The following is an 18,262-nucleotide window of genomic DNA, read 5'->3' as shown; positions in this document are numbered from 1 at the left end:
CTGGCCTTCACAAAAGTTGGCACGCACCCTGCTATATGTTTGGTACAAGAACAATAACAAGCAATGTACAAGACAATAAAAATAAGACGAATCGACTCACGCACAATAAAAACAAGACGGCGAGAGGCGTAGCTAACTGATTCTTTTGGAGAGGCGTTGCATTTGGGGCTTGCCCCACGACCAGGCCGAGAATAATAAAAAACTGTCTCAAGACAGTGCCTGAACTGGTTGGATCGAACGATCACAGCAACACAGCGACCAAAGCAATCCGTTTGCTCTTGGCTCCCGATTGGGAGGGTCATGAAGGAAAACTTCATGGCGAGGGCACTCAACAAAAACAAGAAGCCCGAAACCAATAATAAAAATAGAGCATGCAACTACTTCTTGGGGAGCTTCGGCTCCCCTTGTGGTTTCTGTCATTTGGGCACGCCACGCGACATCCCCTTCACACGCTTGCGCAGCTTCGTACACCATCCCCCGACTAAATGCTAGAATCCCCGCCCATCATGCGGTCATTCTTCGTTATGGCCGAACATTCCTTCAAACAGTGCATCCCATGCTGAAGAAGTTGTTCCAGTCATTCCGTTCTCCCAAGCGTCATACGCAACACATTCGCAGTACGCCTGAAGTGCTCAACAGCGGCCAACATTCGCTGCAAAAGGCACGGTTCAGCCGTTACGCGGTGAATATCGTCGAACGCCTGCAGAACGCCGGTTACCAGGCTTACCTGGTCGGCGGCTGTGTGCGTGACATGCTGCTCGGCATCACGCCGAAAGATTTCGACGTCGCCACCAGCGCCACGCCTGAACAGGTACGCGCCGAATTCCGCAACGCGCGGATTATCGGTCGGCGTTTCAAACTGGTGCATATCCACTTTGGCCGCGAAATCATTGAAGTCGCGACCTTCCGCGCCAATCACCCGCAAAACGACGAGGACGAAGACAGCAACCAATCGTCTCGTAATGAAAGCGGGCGCATTCTGCGCGACAACGTCTACGGCACCCTGGAAGAAGACGCGCAACGTCGCGACTTCACCATCAACGCCTTGTATTACGATCCGGTCAGCGAACGCATTCTCGACTACGCCAACGGCGTACACGACATCCGCAATCATCTGATCCGCCTGATTGGCGATCCGAAGCAACGCTACCAGGAAGACCCGGTGCGGATGCTGCGGGCCGTGCGTTTCGCCGCCAAGCTGAATTTCGGCATCGAAAAACACAGCGCCACGCCGATCCGCGAACTGGCGCCGTTGCTGCGCGAGATCCCGTCAGCTCGTCTGTTCGAAGAAGTGCTCAAGTTGTTCCTCTCCGGCTATGCCGCGGACACCTTCGAAATGCTGGTCGACCTGGAGTTGTTCGATCCGCTGTTCCCGGCCAGTGCGGCAGCGTTGGAGTACAACCCGACCTACACGCACACGCTGATCAGTGAAGCGCTGATCAACACGGACCTGCGGATCAAGCAGAACAAACCGGTCACCCCGGCGTTCCTCTTTGCAGCCCTGCTCTGGCCAGCCCTGCCGGCCCGCGTGTTGCGCCTGCAAGAACGCGGCATGCCGCCGATTCCGGCGATGCAGGAAGCCGCTCATGAGTTGATCGCCGAACAGTGCCAGCGCATCGCCATTCCGAAACGCTTCACCATGCCGATCCGCGAGATCTGGGACATGCAGGAGCGTCTGCCACGGCGCAGCGGCAAACGCGCCGACCTGTTGCTGGACAACCCGCGGTTCCGCGCCGGTTACGACTTCCTGCTGCTGCGTGAAAGCGCCGGTGAGCAGACCGATGGCCTGGGCGAATGGTGGACCGACTATCAGGACGCCAACGACAGCGAACGCCGGGACATGATCCGCGACCTCAGCGGCAAGGACGACGGTACTGGCGCTCCACGCAAACGTCGCCGCAGCGGCGGTGCCAAGCGCAAGCGCGCAGCTGGCGCACCGAGCGCTACAGGCGAGTAAGCATGGAACGCATTTACATCGGAATGGGCAGCAATCTGGCTGACCCCGCCGAACAGTTGCGCAGCGCTGCCCTGGCGCTGACGCAGTTGCCGCAGACCGAACTGATTGGGGTTTCCGGGTTCTATCAAAGCGATTCGCTGCTGCCCGGCCAACCGCGTTACACCAACGCGGTCGCCGCGCTCGATAGCGATCTCGCGCCACTGGAGCTGCTGGATGCGCTGCAAGCCATCGAGAACGGCCAAGGCCGCGAGCGCCTCGAACGCTGGGGCCCGCGCACGCTGGATCTGGACATCGTGCTGTTTGGCGATCGACTGATCGACGAACCTCGCCTCAAAGTCCCCCACTACCACCTGCAGGAACGGGCCTTTGTGCTCTATCCGCTGGCCGAGCTGGCACCGGCTGATCTGCGCCTGGCCGATGGCCGCACCCTCACAGCATTGCTCGCTGCCTGCCCGTTCGTCGGGTTGGAACGCCTCTCTCAGAATTGACACAAATCCCCTGTGGGAGCGAGCCTGCTCGCGATGACGGACTGACATTCAACAATGATGTTGACTGAACGACCGCTATCGCGAGCAGGCTCGCTCCCACATTGGTTTCTGTCGGACAAAAAACCTGCAGATCATCCTTGCCAACCTGCTGAATCGCATCAGTAACGCCGGTAACACCCCATGCGTAACAATGCGGTAACACACACAATTGACTTCCCGGGTTCTCCTCACGACTATAGGCGTCCCGCTGCCGCCAACGCGGCGCCAAAGGGCGCAATCCAGGCCTTACAAGCACCACGAAAGAAGGTGCGCCTGTATAAATGACGAATCACGCGCGTTACTCGCAGTAGTTTCCATAGCGCCTGTAATGAGGATTTTTTTCATGCCAGCCATCACCCTGACCACGCTCCAGAGCCTCAAGCAGAAAGGTGAAAAGATCACCATGCTGACCTGCTATGACGCGACCTTCGCCCATGCCTGCAATGAGGCAGGGGTTGAAGTGCTGCTGGTGGGCGACTCCCTCGGCATGGTCTTGCAAGGTCACGACAGCACTCTGCCGGTGACCACCGCTGAAATGGCTTACCACGTGGCGGCCGTCAAACGCGGCAACGCCGATGCCCTGATCCTCGCCGATCTGCCCTTCATGGCCTACGCCACCATTGAACAAACCATGACCAACAGCGCGCTGTTGATGCAGTCCGGTGCCCACATGGTGAAGGTGGAAGGTGCATTGTGGCTCGCGGACTCGATCCGTCTGCTGGCCGAACGGGGTATCCCGGTCTGCGCACACATGGGGCTGACGCCGCAATCGGTCAACATCCTTGGCGGCTATAAAGTCCAGGGCCGCAACGAGAATCAGGCGCGGCAAATGCGTGCCGACGCCATCTCCCTGGAACAGGCCGGCGCGGCCATGCTGCTGCTCGAATGTGTGCCCAGCGAACTGGCCGAGGAAATCACCCAGGCGGTGAAGATCCCGGTGATCGGCATCGGCGCTGGTAGTGGCACCGACGGCCAGGTACTGGTCCTGCACGACATGCTCGGCTTGTCCATTACCGGCCGCGTGCCAAAATTCGTGAAGAACTTCATGACTGGCCAAACCAGCATTCAAGCCGCCTTGAGCGCTTACGTCACTGAAGTCAAAGCGGCGACTTTCCCTGGCATCGAACACGGATTCTCTGCATGAACACCGTAAAAACCGTACGCGAACTGCGGGCCGCCGTGGCCCGTGCCCGTAACGAAGGCAAACGCATCGGCTTCGTGCCGACCATGGGTAACCTGCACAGCGGGCATATCGCGCTGATTACCAAAGCCACGCAACGGGTGGATTTCGTGGTCGCGAGCATTTTCGTCAACCCGCTGCAGTTTGGCGTCGGCGAAGACCTCGACAAGTACCCACGAACCCTGGCCGCCGATCAGGAAAAACTGCTCCAGGCCGGTTGCCATCTGCTGTTCGCACCCACCGTCGAAGAAATGTACCCCGACGGCATGGCCGGCCAGACCCGTGTCAGCGTTCCGCAACTGTCCGAAGGCCTGTGCGGCGCCAGCCGCCCGGGGCATTTCGAAGGGGTGGCGACCGTAGTCAGCAAGCTGTTCAACATGGTCCAGCCGGACTTGGCGATCTTCGGCCAGAAAGACTTCCAGCAACTGGCGGTGATTCGTGCCCTGGTGCATGACCTGAACATGCCGATCCAGATCATCGGTGAACCTACCGTACGTGCCGCCGACGGCCTGGCCCTGTCGTCGCGCAATGGCTTCCTCAGCGAAGAACAGCGGGCCATCGCCCCAGAGGTCTATCGCACCCTGACCCGGATCAGCGACGCCATCAAACAGGGCGAGCGCGATTATCCGACGTTGATCAACGAGCAGATCAAACAGCTTGAAGCCGCTGGCTTGCGTACAGATTATCTGGAAATTCGCCATGCGTTGACCTTGCGTCCGGCGACGGCGGAAGATCGGGATCTGGTGATACTGGTGGCGGCGTTCCTGGGCACGACGCGGTTGATCGACAACCTGCATCTGAACCTCGACGCGCCCGTATAAACACCACCAAACCCTGTGGGAGCGAGCCTGCTCGCGATAGCAATCTTACAGTCGACATCAATGTTGAATGTGATGGCCTAATCGCGAGCAGGCTCGCTCCCACATTGGATCTGCGTCTGTTTCCATGCTGTATTGCCGCCCTTCAAGCCTTCGGGCAAACTGCCCGCCGTTCGATTCCGACCTGGGGAAACACTCATGCACGCCATCATGCTCAAGGCCAAGCTGCATCGCGCCGAAGTCACCCACGCTGTACTCGATTACGAAGGCTCTTGCGCCATCGACGGCGAATGGCTGGACCTGTCCGGCATCCGTGAGTACGAACAGATCCAGATCTACAACGTCGACAACGGCGAGCGCTTCACCACCTACGCGATTCGTGGTGAAGAAGGTTCGCGCATGATTTCGGTCAACGGTGCCGCAGCGCACAAGGCCAAGGTCGGCGATCGCGTGATCATCTGCGCTTACGCTCACTACAGCGAAGCCGAATTGCTCAACTTCAAGCCACGCATGCTCTACATGGCGCCAGGTAACGAACTGAGCCACACCAGTAATGCCATTCCGGTTCAGGTCGCCTGATCGAGCCGCTCCCCCTGTCAGCCTTCCGTTTGTCGGACCGCTCCCGGTTTAAATGTTAAAAAAGTACCGGGAGCAGGTCAGACAAAGTCAAGACAGATTGCAGCGCGAGGTTTACTGTATTCGCCCTGCGCCAGAAATCGTGTCGACGCAGTTGACCGGAGACCCACCCGCGGCTCTCCGGGATTTTTAGTGTTCAAAAGGCTGTTCAAGTAAAAAGGAAAACCGCAGCGATGGCGTACTACCGCACTCCTCACGACGTTACCGCTCTGCCCGCCTGGCAAGCGTTGAATGACCACCGCCAAGCCATGCAGGATTTCAGCATGCGCGAAGCCTTTAATGCCGATCCGCAGCGCTTTACCCAATTCACCCTTAGCAGCTGCGGCCTGTTTCTCGACTACTCGAAAAACCTGATCAACGCCGAGACCCGCAACCTGCTGGTGGGCCTGGCCAACGAAGTCGACCTCAAGGGCGCGATCAAAGCGCTGTTCGATGGCGAAATCGTCAACTCCTCCGAAGGGCGCCCGGCCCTGCACACCGCACTGCGCCGCCCGGTGGGCGACAAGTTGTCGGTCAACGGCGTCAACGTGATGCCCGATGTGCACAAGGTGCTGAACCAGATCACCGATCTCGTGGGCCGCATCCACGATGGTTTGTGGCGCGGTTACACCGAGAAGCCGATCACTGACGTGGTGAACATCGGCATCGGTGGCTCGTTCCTCGGCCCTGAGTTGGTATCCGAAGCGCTGCTGTCCTACGCCCAGAAAGGCGTGCGCTGCCATTACCTGGCGAACATCGACGGCAGTGAGTTCCACGAACTGACTATGAAGCTGCGCGCCGAGACCACACTGTTCATCGTCTCGTCGAAATCCTTCAACACCCTCGAAACCCTGAAAAATGCCCAGGCCGCACGCGCCTGGTACCTGGCTCAGGGCGGTTCGGAAGCCGAGCTGTATCGCCACTTCATCGCCGTTTCCAGCAACAATGCTGCGGCGGTGGCATTCGGTATTCGCGAAGAAAACATCTTCCCGATGTGGGACTGGGTCGGCGGGCGTTACTCGCTGTGGTCGGCTATCGGTTTGCCGATTGCATTGGCCATCGGCATGTCGAACTTCAAGGAACTGCTGTCCGGTGCCTACACCATGGACCAGCACTTCCAGAGCGCGCCATTCGAACAGAACATGCCAGTGCTGCTGGCGTTGCTCGGCGTCTGGTACGGCAACTTCTGGGGTGCGCAAAGCCACGCGATCCTGCCGTACGACCACTACCTGCGCAACATCACCAAACACTTGCAACAGCTGGACATGGAATCCAACGGCAAGAGCGTGCGTCAGGACGGCACGCCGGTGTCCACCGATACTGGCCCGGTGATCTGGGGCGGCGTCGGCTGCAACGGTCAGCACGCTTATCACCAGTTGCTGCACCAAGGCACCCAGCTGATTCCGGCCGACTTTATCGTGCCGATCGTCAGCTTCAACCCGGTGTCCGACCACCACCAGTGGCTGTACGCCAACTGCCTGTCGCAAAGCCAGGCACTGATGCTGGGCAAGACCCGCGCCGAGGCCGAAGCCGAGCTGCGTGACAAAGGCATGAGCGAGGACGAAGTGCAGAAGCTGGCGGCACACAAGGTGATCCCGGGCAACCGTCCGAGCAACACCTTGGTGGTCGAACGCATCAGCCCGCGTCGTCTTGGCGCACTGGTGGCGCTGTATGAACACAAAGTCTTCGTACAAAGCGTGGTCTGGGGCATCAATGCCTTCGACCAGTGGGGCGTGGAACTGGGTAAAGAGCTGGGCAAAGGCGTCTACAACCGCTTGGTCGGCAGCGAAGAAACCCCGGCCGACGATGCCTCCACCCAAGGCCTGATCAACTACTTCCGCGGTCGTCACCGCGGGTGATCTGACGCCACGCAGCTGCCCTTGTGGGAGCGAGCCTGCTCGCGATAGCGGTCTGACATTCAAATTGATGTTGAATGTTTTGCCGCCATCGCGAGCAGGCTCGCTCCCACATTGGTTTACGGCGGTCACACATTTTGCAGCCGGCCCCTTCCACACCGATCGGCAGCTGACTTGAACCCTTCCCCCACTCGGCGCATCTTTATTACTTGTCGTAACAAGAATAAGGAACCGTCATGTTCGATATCAGCACGTTCCCCAAAGCCGATGCCGTCCGCCGGGCTGCACAGTTAAGTCAAGACGACTACCAACGCCTGTACCGCCAATCCATCGAGCACCCCAGCACCTTCTGGGCCGAACAGGCCACACGCTTTCTCGACTGGAGCGCGCCGTGGCAAACCGTCCAGCGTTACGACCTGAAAACCGGTGAGGCGAGCTGGTTCGCTGGCGGGAAGTTAAACGTCAGTTACAACTGTATCGACCGTCACCTGGAAAAACGCGGCGATCAAATCGCGATCATCTGGGAAGGCGATGACCCCGCCGAATCCGCCCAGATCACCTATAAAAAACTCCATCACAACGTCTGCCGACTGGCCAACGTGCTCAAAAGCCGTGGCGTAAAGAAAGGCGACCGCGTGTGCATCTACATGCCGATGATCCCCGAAGCCGCTTACGCCATGCTCGCCTGCGCGCGGATCGGCGCGATTCATTCGGTGGTGTTCGGCGGCTTCTCCCCGGACTCGCTGCGTGACCGGATCCTCGACGCCGATTGCCGCACCGTGATCACTGCCGACGAAGGCGTGCGCGGCGGTAAATTCGTGCAGCTCAAACAGAACGTCGACACGGCGCTGCAAAGCTGCCCCGACGTGAACACCGTAATCGTGGTCGAACGCACCCAAGGCCAGGTTAACTGGGTCGACGATCGGGACATTTGGTACCACCAGGCTTTGCGCGACGTCAGCGACGACTGCCCGCCAGAGCCGATGGACGCCGAAGACCCGCTGTTCATTCTCTACACCTCCGGCAGCACCGGAAAACCCAAAGGCGTGCTGCACACCACCGGCGGCTATCTGTTGCAAGCGGCCATGACCTTCAAGTACGTGCTCGACTATCGTGACGGTGAAGTCTTCTGGTGCACCGCTGATGTCGGCTGGGTCACCGGCCACAGCTACATCGTCTATGGGCCTTTGGCCAACGGTGCGACTACGCTGATCTTCGAAGGCGTGCCGAGCTACCCCAGCACCTCGCGCTTCTGGCAGGTGATAGACAAGCACCATGTGAACATCTTCTATACCGCTCCGACCGCGCTGCGTGCGCTGATGCGTGAAGGCCCCGAGCCGTTGAAGGAAACGTCCCGCGAAAGCCTGCGGTTACTCGGCACCGTCGGTGAGCCGATCAACCCGGAAGCCTGGGAGTGGTATTTCAATACGGTCGGCGAGCAGCGCTGCCCGATTGTCGATACCTGGTGGCAGACCGAAACCGGCGGCATCATGCTCAGCCCGCTGGTCAGCACCCAACGGATCAAACCCGGCTGCGCCACCCAACCGATGTTCGGCGTGCAACCGGTATTGCTCGACGAACACGGTAATGAAATCAAAGGCGCCGGCAGCGGCATACTGGCCATCAAATCCAGCTGGCCGGCGCAGATCCGCAGCGTCTACGGTGACCCGAAACGGATGATCGAAACCTACTTCAAGCCCTACCCCGGCTATTACTTCACCGGCGACGGCGCACGTCGCGACGAGGACGGCGACTACTGGATCACCGGGCGCATCGACGACGTGATCAACGTCTCCGGGCACCGCATCGGCACGGCCGAAGTCGAAAGCGCGCTGGTGCTGCACGACAGCATCGCCGAGGCCGCCGTGGTCGGTTACCCCCACGACGTCAAAGGCCAGGGCATCTATGCCTTCGTCACGCCCATGAATGGCACCGAACCCAACGACGAACTGAAGAAACAATTGCTGGCGCATGTCAGCAAGGAAATCGGCAGCTTCGCCAAACCGGACTTGATTCAATGGGCCCCGGCCCTGCCGAAAACCCGTTCGGGCAAGATCATGCGACGAATTCTGCGCAAGATCGCCTGCAACGAACTGGACAGCCTGGGCGACACCTCGACCCTCGCCGACCCAAGCGTGGTGCAAGGGCTGATCGATCAGCGGCTGAACCAATGAGCCCGTGCTCCAAATCCCCCACGTGACCAACATCGACCGCGCGGAGCGGAGATCAGGGCGTGGCATTGGCCATCGAGCAACCGCGTTATTGATCGTTTGATCGTTCCCACGCTCTGCGTGGGAATGCAGCCAGGGACGCTCCGCGTCCCAAGAAGCAGACGCAGAGCGTCCGGTGAGGCATTCCCACGCGGAGCGTGGGAACGATCAGCCCATAGCTGTTAAACTCCCGCGCCCCCAATTCCCTCCTGCAAGGCGCTCAGCATGTCTTCCTTGAATCAGGCGCTGCGCGCCGCCCTCGATCATCGTCAGGACCTGCTCGCCGAGCTGCATCAGCAAGGCACCGATTGCTATCGCCTGTTCCACGGCAGCCAGGAAGGTGCCGGCGGACTGACCATCGACCGCTACGGCCCGCAACTGTTGGTGCAGAGTTTTCACCAGGCACTGGAGCGTGACGCCCTGCTGCAACTGCACGAGATCGTCAATCAGCAGTTGGGCCTCGACACCCTCCTGGTCTACAACGACCGTTCCCGTGGCAACTCGCGCATCGACCGCGAAGACACCGTCTACCGCGCCGACGAAGCCGCCCTGCAAGATTTGATCGGCCACGAATGGGGACTGAACTACCGGGTTCGCGGGCGCCATGCCGGCCAGGACCCGTTGCTGTTTCTCGACCTGCGCAACGCTCGCGGCTGGGTCAAGGCGCACAGCAAAAACAAAAGTGTGCTGAACCTGTTTGCCTACACCTGCGGTGTCGGCCTCAGTGCTGCGGCTGGTGGGGCGAGCGAAGTGTGTAACCTGGACTTTGCCGAAGGCAATCTGGCCGTCGGCCGCGAGAACGGTCTGCTCAACCCGCAATTGCCGACGATGGAATTCATCCAGTCCGATTACTTCCCGGCGATTCGTCAACTGGCCGGACTGCCGATCAGCCAGCGTCGCGGCCAGAAACTGCCGAGCTATCAACGTCTGGACCCGCGTCGGTACGATTTGGTGCTGCTTGATCCTCCGGCGTGGGCCAAGAGTGCTTTCGGCACGGTCGACCTGTTGCGCGACTATCAGAGCCTGCTCAAACCGGCACTGCTGACCACCGCCGACGATGGCGTGCTGATCTGCTGCAACAACCTGGCGAAGGTCAGCATGGACGATTGGCGTGAACAGGTTCTGCGCTGCGCAGAGAAGGCCGGGCGCCCGGTGCGAGAGTGGAGCGTGCTGACGCCGGGCAGCGATTTCCCGTCGATGGATCAGCAGCCGCCGCTGAAAACGCTGATCCTGCAGCTCTGAAAATCCGCACCGATAATCAGATAAATCCTATAAAGCCTGGTTGCTTCGGAACCGCAAACGCATGCCATACTCCAAGCCACTCCGATTCCGACAGATGAAGCCGCACATGCCCAAAGGATTGATTCGCGCTATCGGCGCCTTGTTGACCGCCCTGGCTCTTTATAGCCTGTTGGGGTTTCTGATTTTGCCGGGCATCGCGTTGCGAATCGCCAATCAACAGTTGGCCAACTACGCCACGACGCCCGCCACGATTTCGCGGATCGAACTCAACCCGTTCAGCCTTGAAGTCACCCTTTGGGGTCTGGTCATCGGCGAGCCGGGCAAGGAGCAAGTGGGCTTCGAACGTCTGTACGCCAACCTGCAGATCGACAGCCTCTGGACCAAGGCGCTGCATCTGTCTGATATCGAACTGGACAAACCCAAGACTGAAATCCTCTTCGGCAAGGACGGCAAACTCAACCTGCTCGGCCTGTTCAAAATCCCCGCCAGCGAACCGACCCCGGTCGATCCGGATGCCAAACCATTCCCGCTGCGCGTGGAGCGGATCAAACTGGCCGGCGGCTCCGTACATTTCGAGGATGCACGGCCTAGCGAACCCATCGAATTCCTCTACGACAAACTCGATTTCGAACTGAAAAACCTCAGCACCCTGCCCGAAGACAGTGCCGACATGACGCTGGTGGCCGTCGGCCCGGCAGGTGGACAGATCGACTGGACCGGTAACTTTAGCCTGATCCCGATCGCCTCGGAAGGTAAGCTGAAAATCACCGATGGCAAGATGAAATCCTTTTGGCCCTATGTGCGCGATGCTGTGCCACTCGCACTCGAAGATGGCGTGGTCAGCCTCAGCACCGATTACAAACTCAACCTGGCCAAGGAAACCGAACTGCTGCTGAGCAACGTTGCCGTCAGCGTCGCGCCTTTCGCCATCAAGACTCCGGATGGTCGACCGCTGGCGAAGCTCGAGCGGCTGGACATCAGCGAAACCACCGTAGACCTGGCCAAACAGCAAGTGGTGGTCGGCAAGATTCGCAGTCAGAAACTGGAAACCTGGGCCGCCCTCGAAGCCGACGGGCAACTCGATTGGCAAAAACTGTTCGCCAGTCAGCCGTCCAAAGCGGCTACCAAGGCCAATGCCGAGCCGACCAGCACACCGGCGGCTGCCGATTCGCCGAAGCCTGAACCGACCACGCCGAGCAAGCCTTGGCAGGTGCTGCTAAAAGACGTGCAACTGCGCGATTATCAAGTGCACCTGGCCGACCGCAAGGCACAACCGGCGGTGGCGCTGGAACTGGGCCCGCTGAATCTGGACCTGCAAAATTTCGACAGCCTCAATGGCTCACCTTTCAAGCTCAAGCTCGACACCGGAGTGGGCAAGCAAGGCAAGATCACCGCGGATGGCGTGGTCAATCTGGCCCCGATCAGCGCCAAACTGAACGTACAGACCAAGGACATCGACCTGCGCGTCGCCCAGTCCTACATCAACCCATTCATTCGTCTCGAACTGCGCAGCGGCATGCTGGGCAGTGATCTGGCGGTCGACCTGAAAAGCACCGAACCGCTGGCGTTCAACGTCACAGGTCGCGTCCAGGTCGATCAACTGCATACCCTCGACACCCTGAAAACCCGCGACTTTCTCAAGTGGCAACAGTTGGTACTCGAAGGCCTGAATTATCAACATGGTGACAGCCTGTCGATCGACAAGGTCAACTTGTTCCAGCCTTATGCACGCTTCATGATCAACGATGATCGCACCACCAACGTCGATGACCTGTTGATCCCGCAACCGGCCGACTCCGGCGCCACAACCACCGCTGCGGCCAAACCGGCAGCCGGAAAAGAAAAACCGCTGGGCATCCACATTGGCGGCATTGCCATCAATGACGGTTCGGCAAACTTCGCCGACTTCAGCCTGACCCCGAACTTCGCCACCGCCATTCAACAACTCAACGGTAAGATCGGCACCATCGACAGCCGCCAGGCAAAACCGGCCAGCGTTGACGTCAAAGGCAAGGTCGACCGCTATGCGCCGGTGACCATCAAGGGTTCGGTCAATCCGTTCGACCCGATGGCCAGCCTGGACATCGCCACCAGTTTCAAACGGGTGGAACTGACCACGCTGACGCCCTACTCCGGCAAGTTCGCCGGTTACCGTATCCGCAAGGGCCGGCTCAATCTCGACCTGCATTACAAGATCACCAACGGCCAGCTCCTGGCCGAAAACAAAGTGGTGGTCGAGCAGTTGCAACTGGGTGAAAAGGTCGACAGCCCAGACGCCGTGAGCCTGCCGCTGAAACTGGCGATTGCCTTGCTCAAGGATGTCGACGGCAAGATTTCCATCGAACTGCCAGTGAGCGGCGACCTGAACAACCCGCAGTTCAGTGTCATGCCTATCATCTGGCAGACCCTGCGCAACCTGATCGTGAAAGCGGCCGCAGCGCCATTCAAAATGATTGGCGGCCTGGTCAGCGGCGGCGGTTCGGAAGATTTGGGCACGGTGGCGTTCGCACCGGGTTCCAGCGACCTGAGCAAAGACGCCGAAACGGCGCTGGTCAAACTGTCCCAAGCGCTCAAGGAGCGTCCAGCCCTGCGCCTGGAAATCGAAGGCACCGCCGCCAAGAGCAGCGATGGCCCGCTGATTGCCGAGCAACGCCTGGAGCGGGAATACCAGTACAACTACTACAAAATGCTCCAGCGTCGCGGTGACAAAGTGCCGGCCCAGGCCTCGTTGCTGGACGTACCGGACAACGAGAAAGGCCCGCTGCTTGAAGGGATCTACCGCACACGCCTCAAGATCCAGCCGCCCGCCGAATGGAAGGACTTGGGCAAGGAAGAACGCAGTAAAAAAATGCGTGAAGGTGTGATCGCGTTCTGGAGTTCCAGCGAGGTGCTGTTGCGTCAACTGGGGCAAGAGCGGGCCAGCAGCATCAAGGATTATCTGGTGGATAAAGCTCAGTTGGCCGATGACCGTGTGTACTTCATCGACGCCAGCCTCGGTGAGGCAGAAAGCGATGGCCGGGTTATCACGTCTTTGCACCTGGATGCCGAGTGATGGGCGCACGTTGGCTTCTGAGCCTGAGCCTGGCGCTGGCTGCCGGCCAGGCAGCAGCGGCCGATACCCTGCGCTGCGGCAGTCAATTGATCAGCGTCGGGGACAGGTCCGGCGAAGTGCTGCACAAATGCGGAGAGCCCGTTGCCCGTGACGTGTTGGGCTACAAGCGCAGCGCCAATCGACGGGAAGAGTTTCAGGTCGAGGAATGGACCTACGGCCCCAACAGCGGGATGTACCAGTACCTGCGCTTTGAAGGCAACCGGTTGGTTCGAATCACCAGCAAGCGTGGGAATTGAATCCACCATAAACCAATGTGGGAGCGAGCCTGCTCGCGATAGCGGTCTTTCATTCAACGTACGTGTCGAATGTTAGTCAGCAATCGCGAGCAGGCTCGCTCCCACAGTTGTTTTTGCGTTGCTCCCAATAGAACAGGCCCCGACACGAATGCCGGGGCCTGTAATGGCCACGTCCTTGTGTCCTTTCGCATGAACTCTCAAGTTGCGGCAGACGTATGACTCGGCCCGCCTACCGCACCTTCTCCCGGTCCAGGCGAGAAGCCTTGCCTTACTCGGACTTCAGGCCGTCAGCGGACACCGCTTTGACGCCTTTGATTTTCTTGGCAATTGCCACGGCGGTTGTTTTCTGAGCATCTGTCAGAACGGTCATGGAAGACAGGGAAACAACGCCTTTGTTGGTTTCGACTTTAATGTCGGTGCCTGGGATGCCTTTTTCAGTTACCAGGTCTGCTTTGACTTTGGTTGTAATCCAGGTATCGGAAACATCCTCTTTCGCTTCAGTGACTTCACCGGCAGCCAGCACCATAGGGGACTGGGTTGTTTGGGTGGTCTGTGCCATTGCAGCGTTGGCCATGGTCAGAGTCAACGCGGTAGCAGTAGCGGCAGCGATAGCGAACTTCTTCATACGAGTAACTCCTGTATTTCTGGAAAGTCTGCTGCGTGTCTTGTCAGCAGGGTTACAGGAGATAGTGCGAACGCTATGCCAACGACACGATTAAAAATAAAAACTTATAAATCAACTACTTAACATGGAAGGTAATTTTCGAAATCATGCAAATTGCATGACTGCGAAATTATCTACATGCAACTTGCGGGTTTTTAGCGCAGGCCTAAAGCCATGAATTGTCGGAGTTTTCCTGATTATCCGACGCCCTCCAAAATGCCCCATAAAAAATGCCCCGCTTCGTGAGAGGCGGGGCACTGGGTATGCCTGGCAAAGTGAATCAGGTGCCGGTGGCGGTGCAGCCTTTTGGACTGTACTCCGGCGCAACCGTGGTGCCACATGTCCAGCCACCGGCGAGGGTACGCGAAAGCGTAACGGTTTTGCCGAGTACCGGCCCCGGTGCGTTGAGAATCGTGCAACCAATACTGCCCACACCGCTAGAGGAGGTACCCGATGCCGTAATCGTGCAGTTACCTGTAGTCGCCGTACCGCCGATCGATGTGAGGGTAGGATCTGTGCCCTGATTCATAATGTCTTCGAAAGGCACCTTCAGTGCCGAGATTTCTGCAAGAGCAGCGGTGACCTTCGCTCGCGCCTGATACTTCGAATACTGCGGTAGCGCAAACGTCGCGAGAATTCCGATGATCGCCACTACGATCAACAGTTCGATCAAGGTAAAACCTTTTTGATTTTTCATAGACAGGCTCCATGCATGAGTCGAAATCTCATGATCTGAATAAGGCACAGCACAGGTCATGCCAAACCGGGTTCGCCCCTGCCTGCTGGGCGCGAGATCGCGACAAAGACCTTTCCTGCTCCAAGGATCCGCACTATCTGACACTTTTTGTCACCTCATCCCGGCTGGTTTGGTTCCACTGCTTGACTAGGCTATAAGTCATTAACTGTCTGCGTCTGGTATCCCAATGAATGACATTGCCCTTAGCGGTCTGGCCAAGCAATTGGTACTGGCCGAGCTGATCACTGACCAAAGTGCGCAACAGGCGTATCAGCAAGCCCAACGCAATCGAATTTCGCTGGTCAGCTATCTGGTGCAAAACAAGCTGCTGAAAAGCTGGCAGGTCGCCGAGGTGGCCTCGGAGCATTTCGGCATGGCCCTGCTGGACCTCAATTGCCTGGACAAGGACACCCAACCCCGAGGGCTGGTCAGTGAGAAGCTGATCCGTCAGCACCATGCCCTGCCCCTCTGGCGGCGTGGTAACAAGCTGTTCGTGGGGATTTCCGACCCGACCAATCATCAAGCCATCAACGACATCCAGTTCAGCACCGGGCTGAGCACCGAAGCCATCCTGGTGGAGGAAGACAAGCTCAGCGACGCCATCGAAAAATTCTTCGACAACCACTCCACCGGCCTGGAAGACATGGCCGATGTCGACCTCGACGGGCTGGACATCGAGTCGGTCGATGAGCAGAAACAGGACCCCATTGGAGGGCAAGATACCGATGACGCGCCCGTGGTTCGCTTCGTCCACAAGATGCTACTCGATGCGATCAAGAGCGGCTCTTCCGACCTGCATTTCGAGCCCTATGAAAAAATCTACCGCGTGCGGATGCGCACCGACGGCATGCTGCGGGAGGTCGCCAGGCCGCCGACGCAACTGGCCAACCGTATTGCTTCCCGACTGAAGGTTATGGCCAGTCTCGACATCTCCGAGCGGCGCAAACCCCAGGACGGGCGAATCAAGATGCATCTGTCCAAAAGCAAATCCATCGACTTCCGGGTCAATACCCTGCCGACCCTGTGGGGCGAGAAGGTGGTGATCCGGATCCTCGACCCGTCCAGCGCCCAAATGGGCATCGATGCCCTCGGCTACGAACCCGAGCAAAAAGACCTGTACATGGCCGCCCTCAAGCAGCCACAGGGAATGATCCTGGTGACCGGCCCCACCGGCTCGGGCAAGACCGTGTCGCTTTATACCGGGCTGAACATCCTCAACACCGTCGACATCAACATCTCCACTGCCGAAGACCCGGTAGAAATCAACATGGAAGGCATCAACCAGGTCAACGTCAATCCGAGGCAAGGACTGGATTTCGCCCAGGCGCTGCGCTCGTTTCTGCGTCAGGACCCGGACGTGATCATGGTCGGTGAAATCCGCGATCTCGAAACCGCCGAAATCGCCATCAAGGCTGCCCAGACCGGGCACATGGTACTTTCCACCCTGCACACCAACAGCGCCGCGCAAACCCTGACCCGCTTGCGCAACATGGGGATTCAGGGGTTCAACATCGCGACCTCGGTCAGCCTGATCATCGCCCAGCGCCTGGCGCGCAAACTGTGCAGTCATTGCAAAAAGCCCATCGAGATTCCCCGCGAGGCGTTACTCAAAGAAGGTTTTCCCGAGGAACGCATCGGCTCGTTCACGATCTATGAACCGGTCGGTTGCGATCAATGCAACAGCGGTTACAAAGGGCGAGTAGGGATTTATGAAGTGGTAAAAAACACCCCGGACCTGCAACGGCTGATCATGGCCGAAGGCAATTCACTGGAAATCGACATCCAGATGCGTAAGGACGGCTTCAACGACCTGCGTACTTCGGGCCTGCTCAAGGCCATGCAAGGCATCACCAGCCTTGAAGAAATCAACCGGGTCACCAAGGACTGAACATGGCGGTCAAAGCAGCGAAAATCAGCGTATATGCCTGGGAAGGCACAGACAAAAAAGGCACAAAAATGACCGGCGAGTTGACCGGCCAAAATCCCGCGCTGATCAAGGCGCAGTTACGCAAGCAAGGCATCAACCCGGGCAAGGTGCGGAAAAAAACCGCATCCATTTTCAGTGCCGGCAAACGCATCAAGCCCTTGGACATTGCCCTGTTTACCCGGCAGATGGCGACCATGATGAAAGCCGGTGTACCGTTGCTGCAATCGTTCGACATTATCGGCGAGGGCTTCGATAACCCGAACATGCGCAAGCTGGTGGACGAGGTGAAACAGGAAGTCGCGGCCGGTAATAGCTTCGCCGCAGCCCTGCGCAAAAAACCCCAGTATTTCGATGAGCTGTACTGCAACCTGGTGGATGCCGGCGAGCAGGCCGGCGCTCTGGATACGCTGCTGGAACGGGTGGCGACCTACAAGGAAAAGAGTGAAAGCCTCAAGGCCAAGATCAAGAAAGCCATGACCTATCCGCTGGCCGTGGTGTTCGTCGCGATCATCGTGACCGGGATTCTGCTGGTCAAGGTTGTGCCACAGTTCGAGTCGGTGTTCTCCGGGTTTGGCGCCGAACTGCCGGCGTTCACCGTGATGGTCATCGGCTTGTCGGAGTTCCTGCAGGCCTGGTGGTGGATGGTGCTCGGCGTGCTGGTTGGAGCATTCTTCGGCGTACGTCACGCCTTGAAAAAGTCCCAGGGTCTGCGGGACCGAATGGACACCTGGCTGCTGAAACTGCCGTTGGTTGGCGCGCTCATGTACAAGTCCGCCGTGGCCCGTTACGCCCGCACCTTGTCGACCACATTTGCCGCCGGGGTGCCATTGGTCGAAGCTCTGGATTCAGTGGCGGGCGCGACGGGCAATATCGTGTTCAAGCGAGCGGTGTTACGTATCAAGCAGGACGTTGCCACCGGCATGCAGCTGAATTTCTCCATGCGCACCTCCGGCATCTTTCCGAACATGGCGATTCAGATGACGGCCATTGGCGAAGAGTCCGGCGCTCTGGACGACATGCTCGACAAGGTCGCGAGTTTCTACGAGGCTGAGGTGGACAACATGGTCGATAACCTGACCAGTCTGATGGAACCCTTCATCATGGTGGTGCTGGGAGTTATCGTTGGCGGTCTGGTCGTTGCGATGTACCTGCCCATCTTCCAACTTGGCTCAGCGATCTGAT

14 protein-coding genes are annotated in these 18,262 nt (G+C 58.6%); 12 read left to right on the top strand and 2 right to left on the bottom strand.

Going from position 1 to position 18,262, the window contains the following annotated elements:
- Positions 1-556 precede the first annotated feature (556 nt).
- The 10 genes from AB4O41_RS21345 (at position 557) to AB4O41_RS21300 (ending at position 13,753) form a co-directional block, all read left to right on the top strand.
- Positions 557-1,957 (top strand): polynucleotide adenylyltransferase PcnB, encoded by a 1,401-nt coding sequence (locus tag AB4O41_RS21345; RefSeq protein ID WP_460144599.1) that lies wholly within the window; start codon positions 557-559, stop codon positions 1,955-1,957.
- Positions 1,958-1,959: 2 nt separating this feature from the next.
- Positions 1,960-2,445: a 2-amino-4-hydroxy-6-hydroxymethyldihydropteridine diphosphokinase gene (gene folK / locus AB4O41_RS21340; RefSeq protein WP_460144597.1), complete on the top strand. Its 486-nt coding sequence runs from the start codon at positions 1,960-1,962 to the stop codon at positions 2,443-2,445.
- A 382-nt stretch (positions 2,446-2,827) separates the two neighbouring features.
- Complete coding sequence (panB, locus tag AB4O41_RS21335; RefSeq protein WP_367372974.1) at positions 2,828-3,628, top strand: 3-methyl-2-oxobutanoate hydroxymethyltransferase; 801 nt, start codon at positions 2,828-2,830, stop codon at positions 3,626-3,628.
- The gene (gene panC / locus AB4O41_RS21330) at positions 3,625-4,485 is read left to right on the top strand and encodes a pantoate--beta-alanine ligase (protein ID WP_460144595.1); all 861 of its coding nucleotides are present in this window, start codon (positions 3,625-3,627) and stop codon (positions 4,483-4,485) included. Before panB ends, panC begins: the two co-directional genes overlap by 4 nt.
- A gap of 195 nt (positions 4,486-4,680) precedes the next feature.
- On the top strand, positions 4,681-5,061 hold the full coding sequence (panD, locus tag AB4O41_RS21325) for an aspartate 1-decarboxylase (protein ID WP_003228271.1): 381 nt from the start codon (positions 4,681-4,683) through the stop codon (positions 5,059-5,061).
- A gap of 230 nt (positions 5,062-5,291) precedes the next feature.
- Positions 5,292-6,956 (top strand): glucose-6-phosphate isomerase, encoded by a 1,665-nt coding sequence (gene pgi, locus AB4O41_RS21320; protein ID WP_038981528.1) that lies wholly within the window; start codon positions 5,292-5,294, stop codon positions 6,954-6,956.
- A gap of 233 nt (positions 6,957-7,189) precedes the next feature.
- A complete protein-coding gene (gene acs, locus AB4O41_RS21315; protein WP_460144593.1) occupies positions 7,190-9,127 on the top strand; it encodes an acetate--CoA ligase in 1,938 nt (645 codons plus the stop codon).
- Between the two features lie 261 nt (positions 9,128-9,388).
- Entirely contained in the window at positions 9,389-10,405 is a 1,017-nt protein-coding gene (locus AB4O41_RS21310) for a class I SAM-dependent rRNA methyltransferase (RefSeq protein ID WP_460144591.1), read from the top strand.
- A 61-nt stretch (positions 10,406-10,466) separates the two neighbouring features.
- Positions 10,467-13,457, top strand: a complete 2,991-nt coding sequence (locus tag AB4O41_RS21305) for a DUF748 domain-containing protein (protein ID WP_460144589.1) — start codon at positions 10,467-10,469, stop codon at positions 13,455-13,457.
- On the top strand, positions 13,457-13,753 hold the full coding sequence (locus AB4O41_RS21300) for a DUF2845 domain-containing protein (RefSeq protein WP_460144588.1): 297 nt from the start codon (positions 13,457-13,459) through the stop codon (positions 13,751-13,753). The genes AB4O41_RS21305 and AB4O41_RS21300 overlap by 1 nt, the downstream gene beginning before the upstream one ends.
- Before the next feature lie 268 nt (positions 13,754-14,021).
- Here the strand turns inward: AB4O41_RS21300 and AB4O41_RS21295 are convergent, their stop codons facing one another.
- Positions 14,022-14,378 carry a BON domain-containing protein gene (locus AB4O41_RS21295; RefSeq protein WP_460144586.1) on the bottom strand — a complete coding sequence of 119 codons (357 nt, stop codon included), beginning with the start codon at positions 14,376-14,378 and terminating at the stop codon, positions 14,022-14,024.
- A gap of 319 nt (positions 14,379-14,697) precedes the next feature.
- A complete protein-coding gene (locus AB4O41_RS21290; RefSeq protein ID WP_460144585.1) occupies positions 14,698-15,114 on the bottom strand; it encodes a pilin in 417 nt (138 codons plus the stop codon).
- A gap of 226 nt (positions 15,115-15,340) precedes the next feature.
- Here AB4O41_RS21290 and pilB point away from each other — a divergent pair, with 226 nt between their 5' ends.
- Positions 15,341-17,041 carry a type IV-A pilus assembly ATPase PilB gene (pilB, locus tag AB4O41_RS21285; RefSeq protein ID WP_460144583.1) on the top strand — a complete coding sequence of 567 codons (1,701 nt, stop codon included), beginning with the start codon at positions 15,341-15,343 and terminating at the stop codon, positions 17,039-17,041.
- Between the two features lie 2 nt (positions 17,042-17,043).
- Positions 17,044-18,261 carry a type II secretion system F family protein gene (locus AB4O41_RS21280; protein ID WP_460144582.1) on the top strand — a complete coding sequence of 406 codons (1,218 nt, stop codon included), beginning with the start codon at positions 17,044-17,046 and terminating at the stop codon, positions 18,259-18,261.
- The last annotated feature ends 1 nt before the right edge of the window (position 18,262 follow it).

The organism is Pseudomonas sp. S2_A02 (assembly GCF_054668495.1).
Note: the sequence above shows the minus strand (reverse complement) of the source record. Positions and strands in the feature narration are given on the sequence as shown.

Excerpts from the sequence above, each read along its gene's own strand:
- acs (WP_460144593.1), top strand. The coding sequence starts at position 7,190 with ATGTTCGATATCAGCACGTTCCCCAAAGCCGATGCCGTCCGCCGGGCT.
- AB4O41_RS21290 (WP_460144585.1), bottom strand. The coding sequence starts at position 15,114 with ATGAAAAATCAAAAAGGTTTTACCTTGATCGAACTGTTGATCGTAGTG.
- AB4O41_RS21305 (WP_460144589.1), top strand. The coding sequence starts at position 10,467 with ATGCCATACTCCAAGCCACTCCGATTCCGACAGATGAAGCCGCACATG.
- panD (WP_003228271.1), top strand. The coding sequence starts at position 4,681 with ATGCACGCCATCATGCTCAAGGCCAAGCTGCATCGCGCCGAAGTCACC.
- pilB (WP_460144583.1), top strand. The coding sequence starts at position 15,341 with ATGAATGACATTGCCCTTAGCGGTCTGGCCAAGCAATTGGTACTGGCC.
- AB4O41_RS21280 (WP_460144582.1), top strand. The coding sequence starts at position 17,044 with ATGGCGGTCAAAGCAGCGAAAATCAGCGTATATGCCTGGGAAGGCACA.
- AB4O41_RS21295 (WP_460144586.1), bottom strand. The coding sequence starts at position 14,378 with ATGAAGAAGTTCGCTATCGCTGCCGCTACTGCTACCGCGTTGACTCTG.
- panC (WP_460144595.1), top strand. The coding sequence starts at position 3,625 with ATGAACACCGTAAAAACCGTACGCGAACTGCGGGCCGCCGTGGCCCGT.
- panB (WP_367372974.1), top strand. The coding sequence starts at position 2,828 with ATGCCAGCCATCACCCTGACCACGCTCCAGAGCCTCAAGCAGAAAGGT.
- folK (WP_460144597.1), top strand. The coding sequence starts at position 1,960 with ATGGAACGCATTTACATCGGAATGGGCAGCAATCTGGCTGACCCCGCC.
- pgi (WP_038981528.1), top strand. The coding sequence starts at position 5,292 with ATGGCGTACTACCGCACTCCTCACGACGTTACCGCTCTGCCCGCCTGG.
- AB4O41_RS21345 (WP_460144599.1), top strand. The coding sequence starts at position 557 with ATGCTGAAGAAGTTGTTCCAGTCATTCCGTTCTCCCAAGCGTCATACG.
- AB4O41_RS21310 (WP_460144591.1), top strand. The coding sequence starts at position 9,389 with ATGTCTTCCTTGAATCAGGCGCTGCGCGCCGCCCTCGATCATCGTCAG.
- AB4O41_RS21300 (WP_460144588.1), top strand. The coding sequence starts at position 13,457 with ATGGGCGCACGTTGGCTTCTGAGCCTGAGCCTGGCGCTGGCTGCCGGC.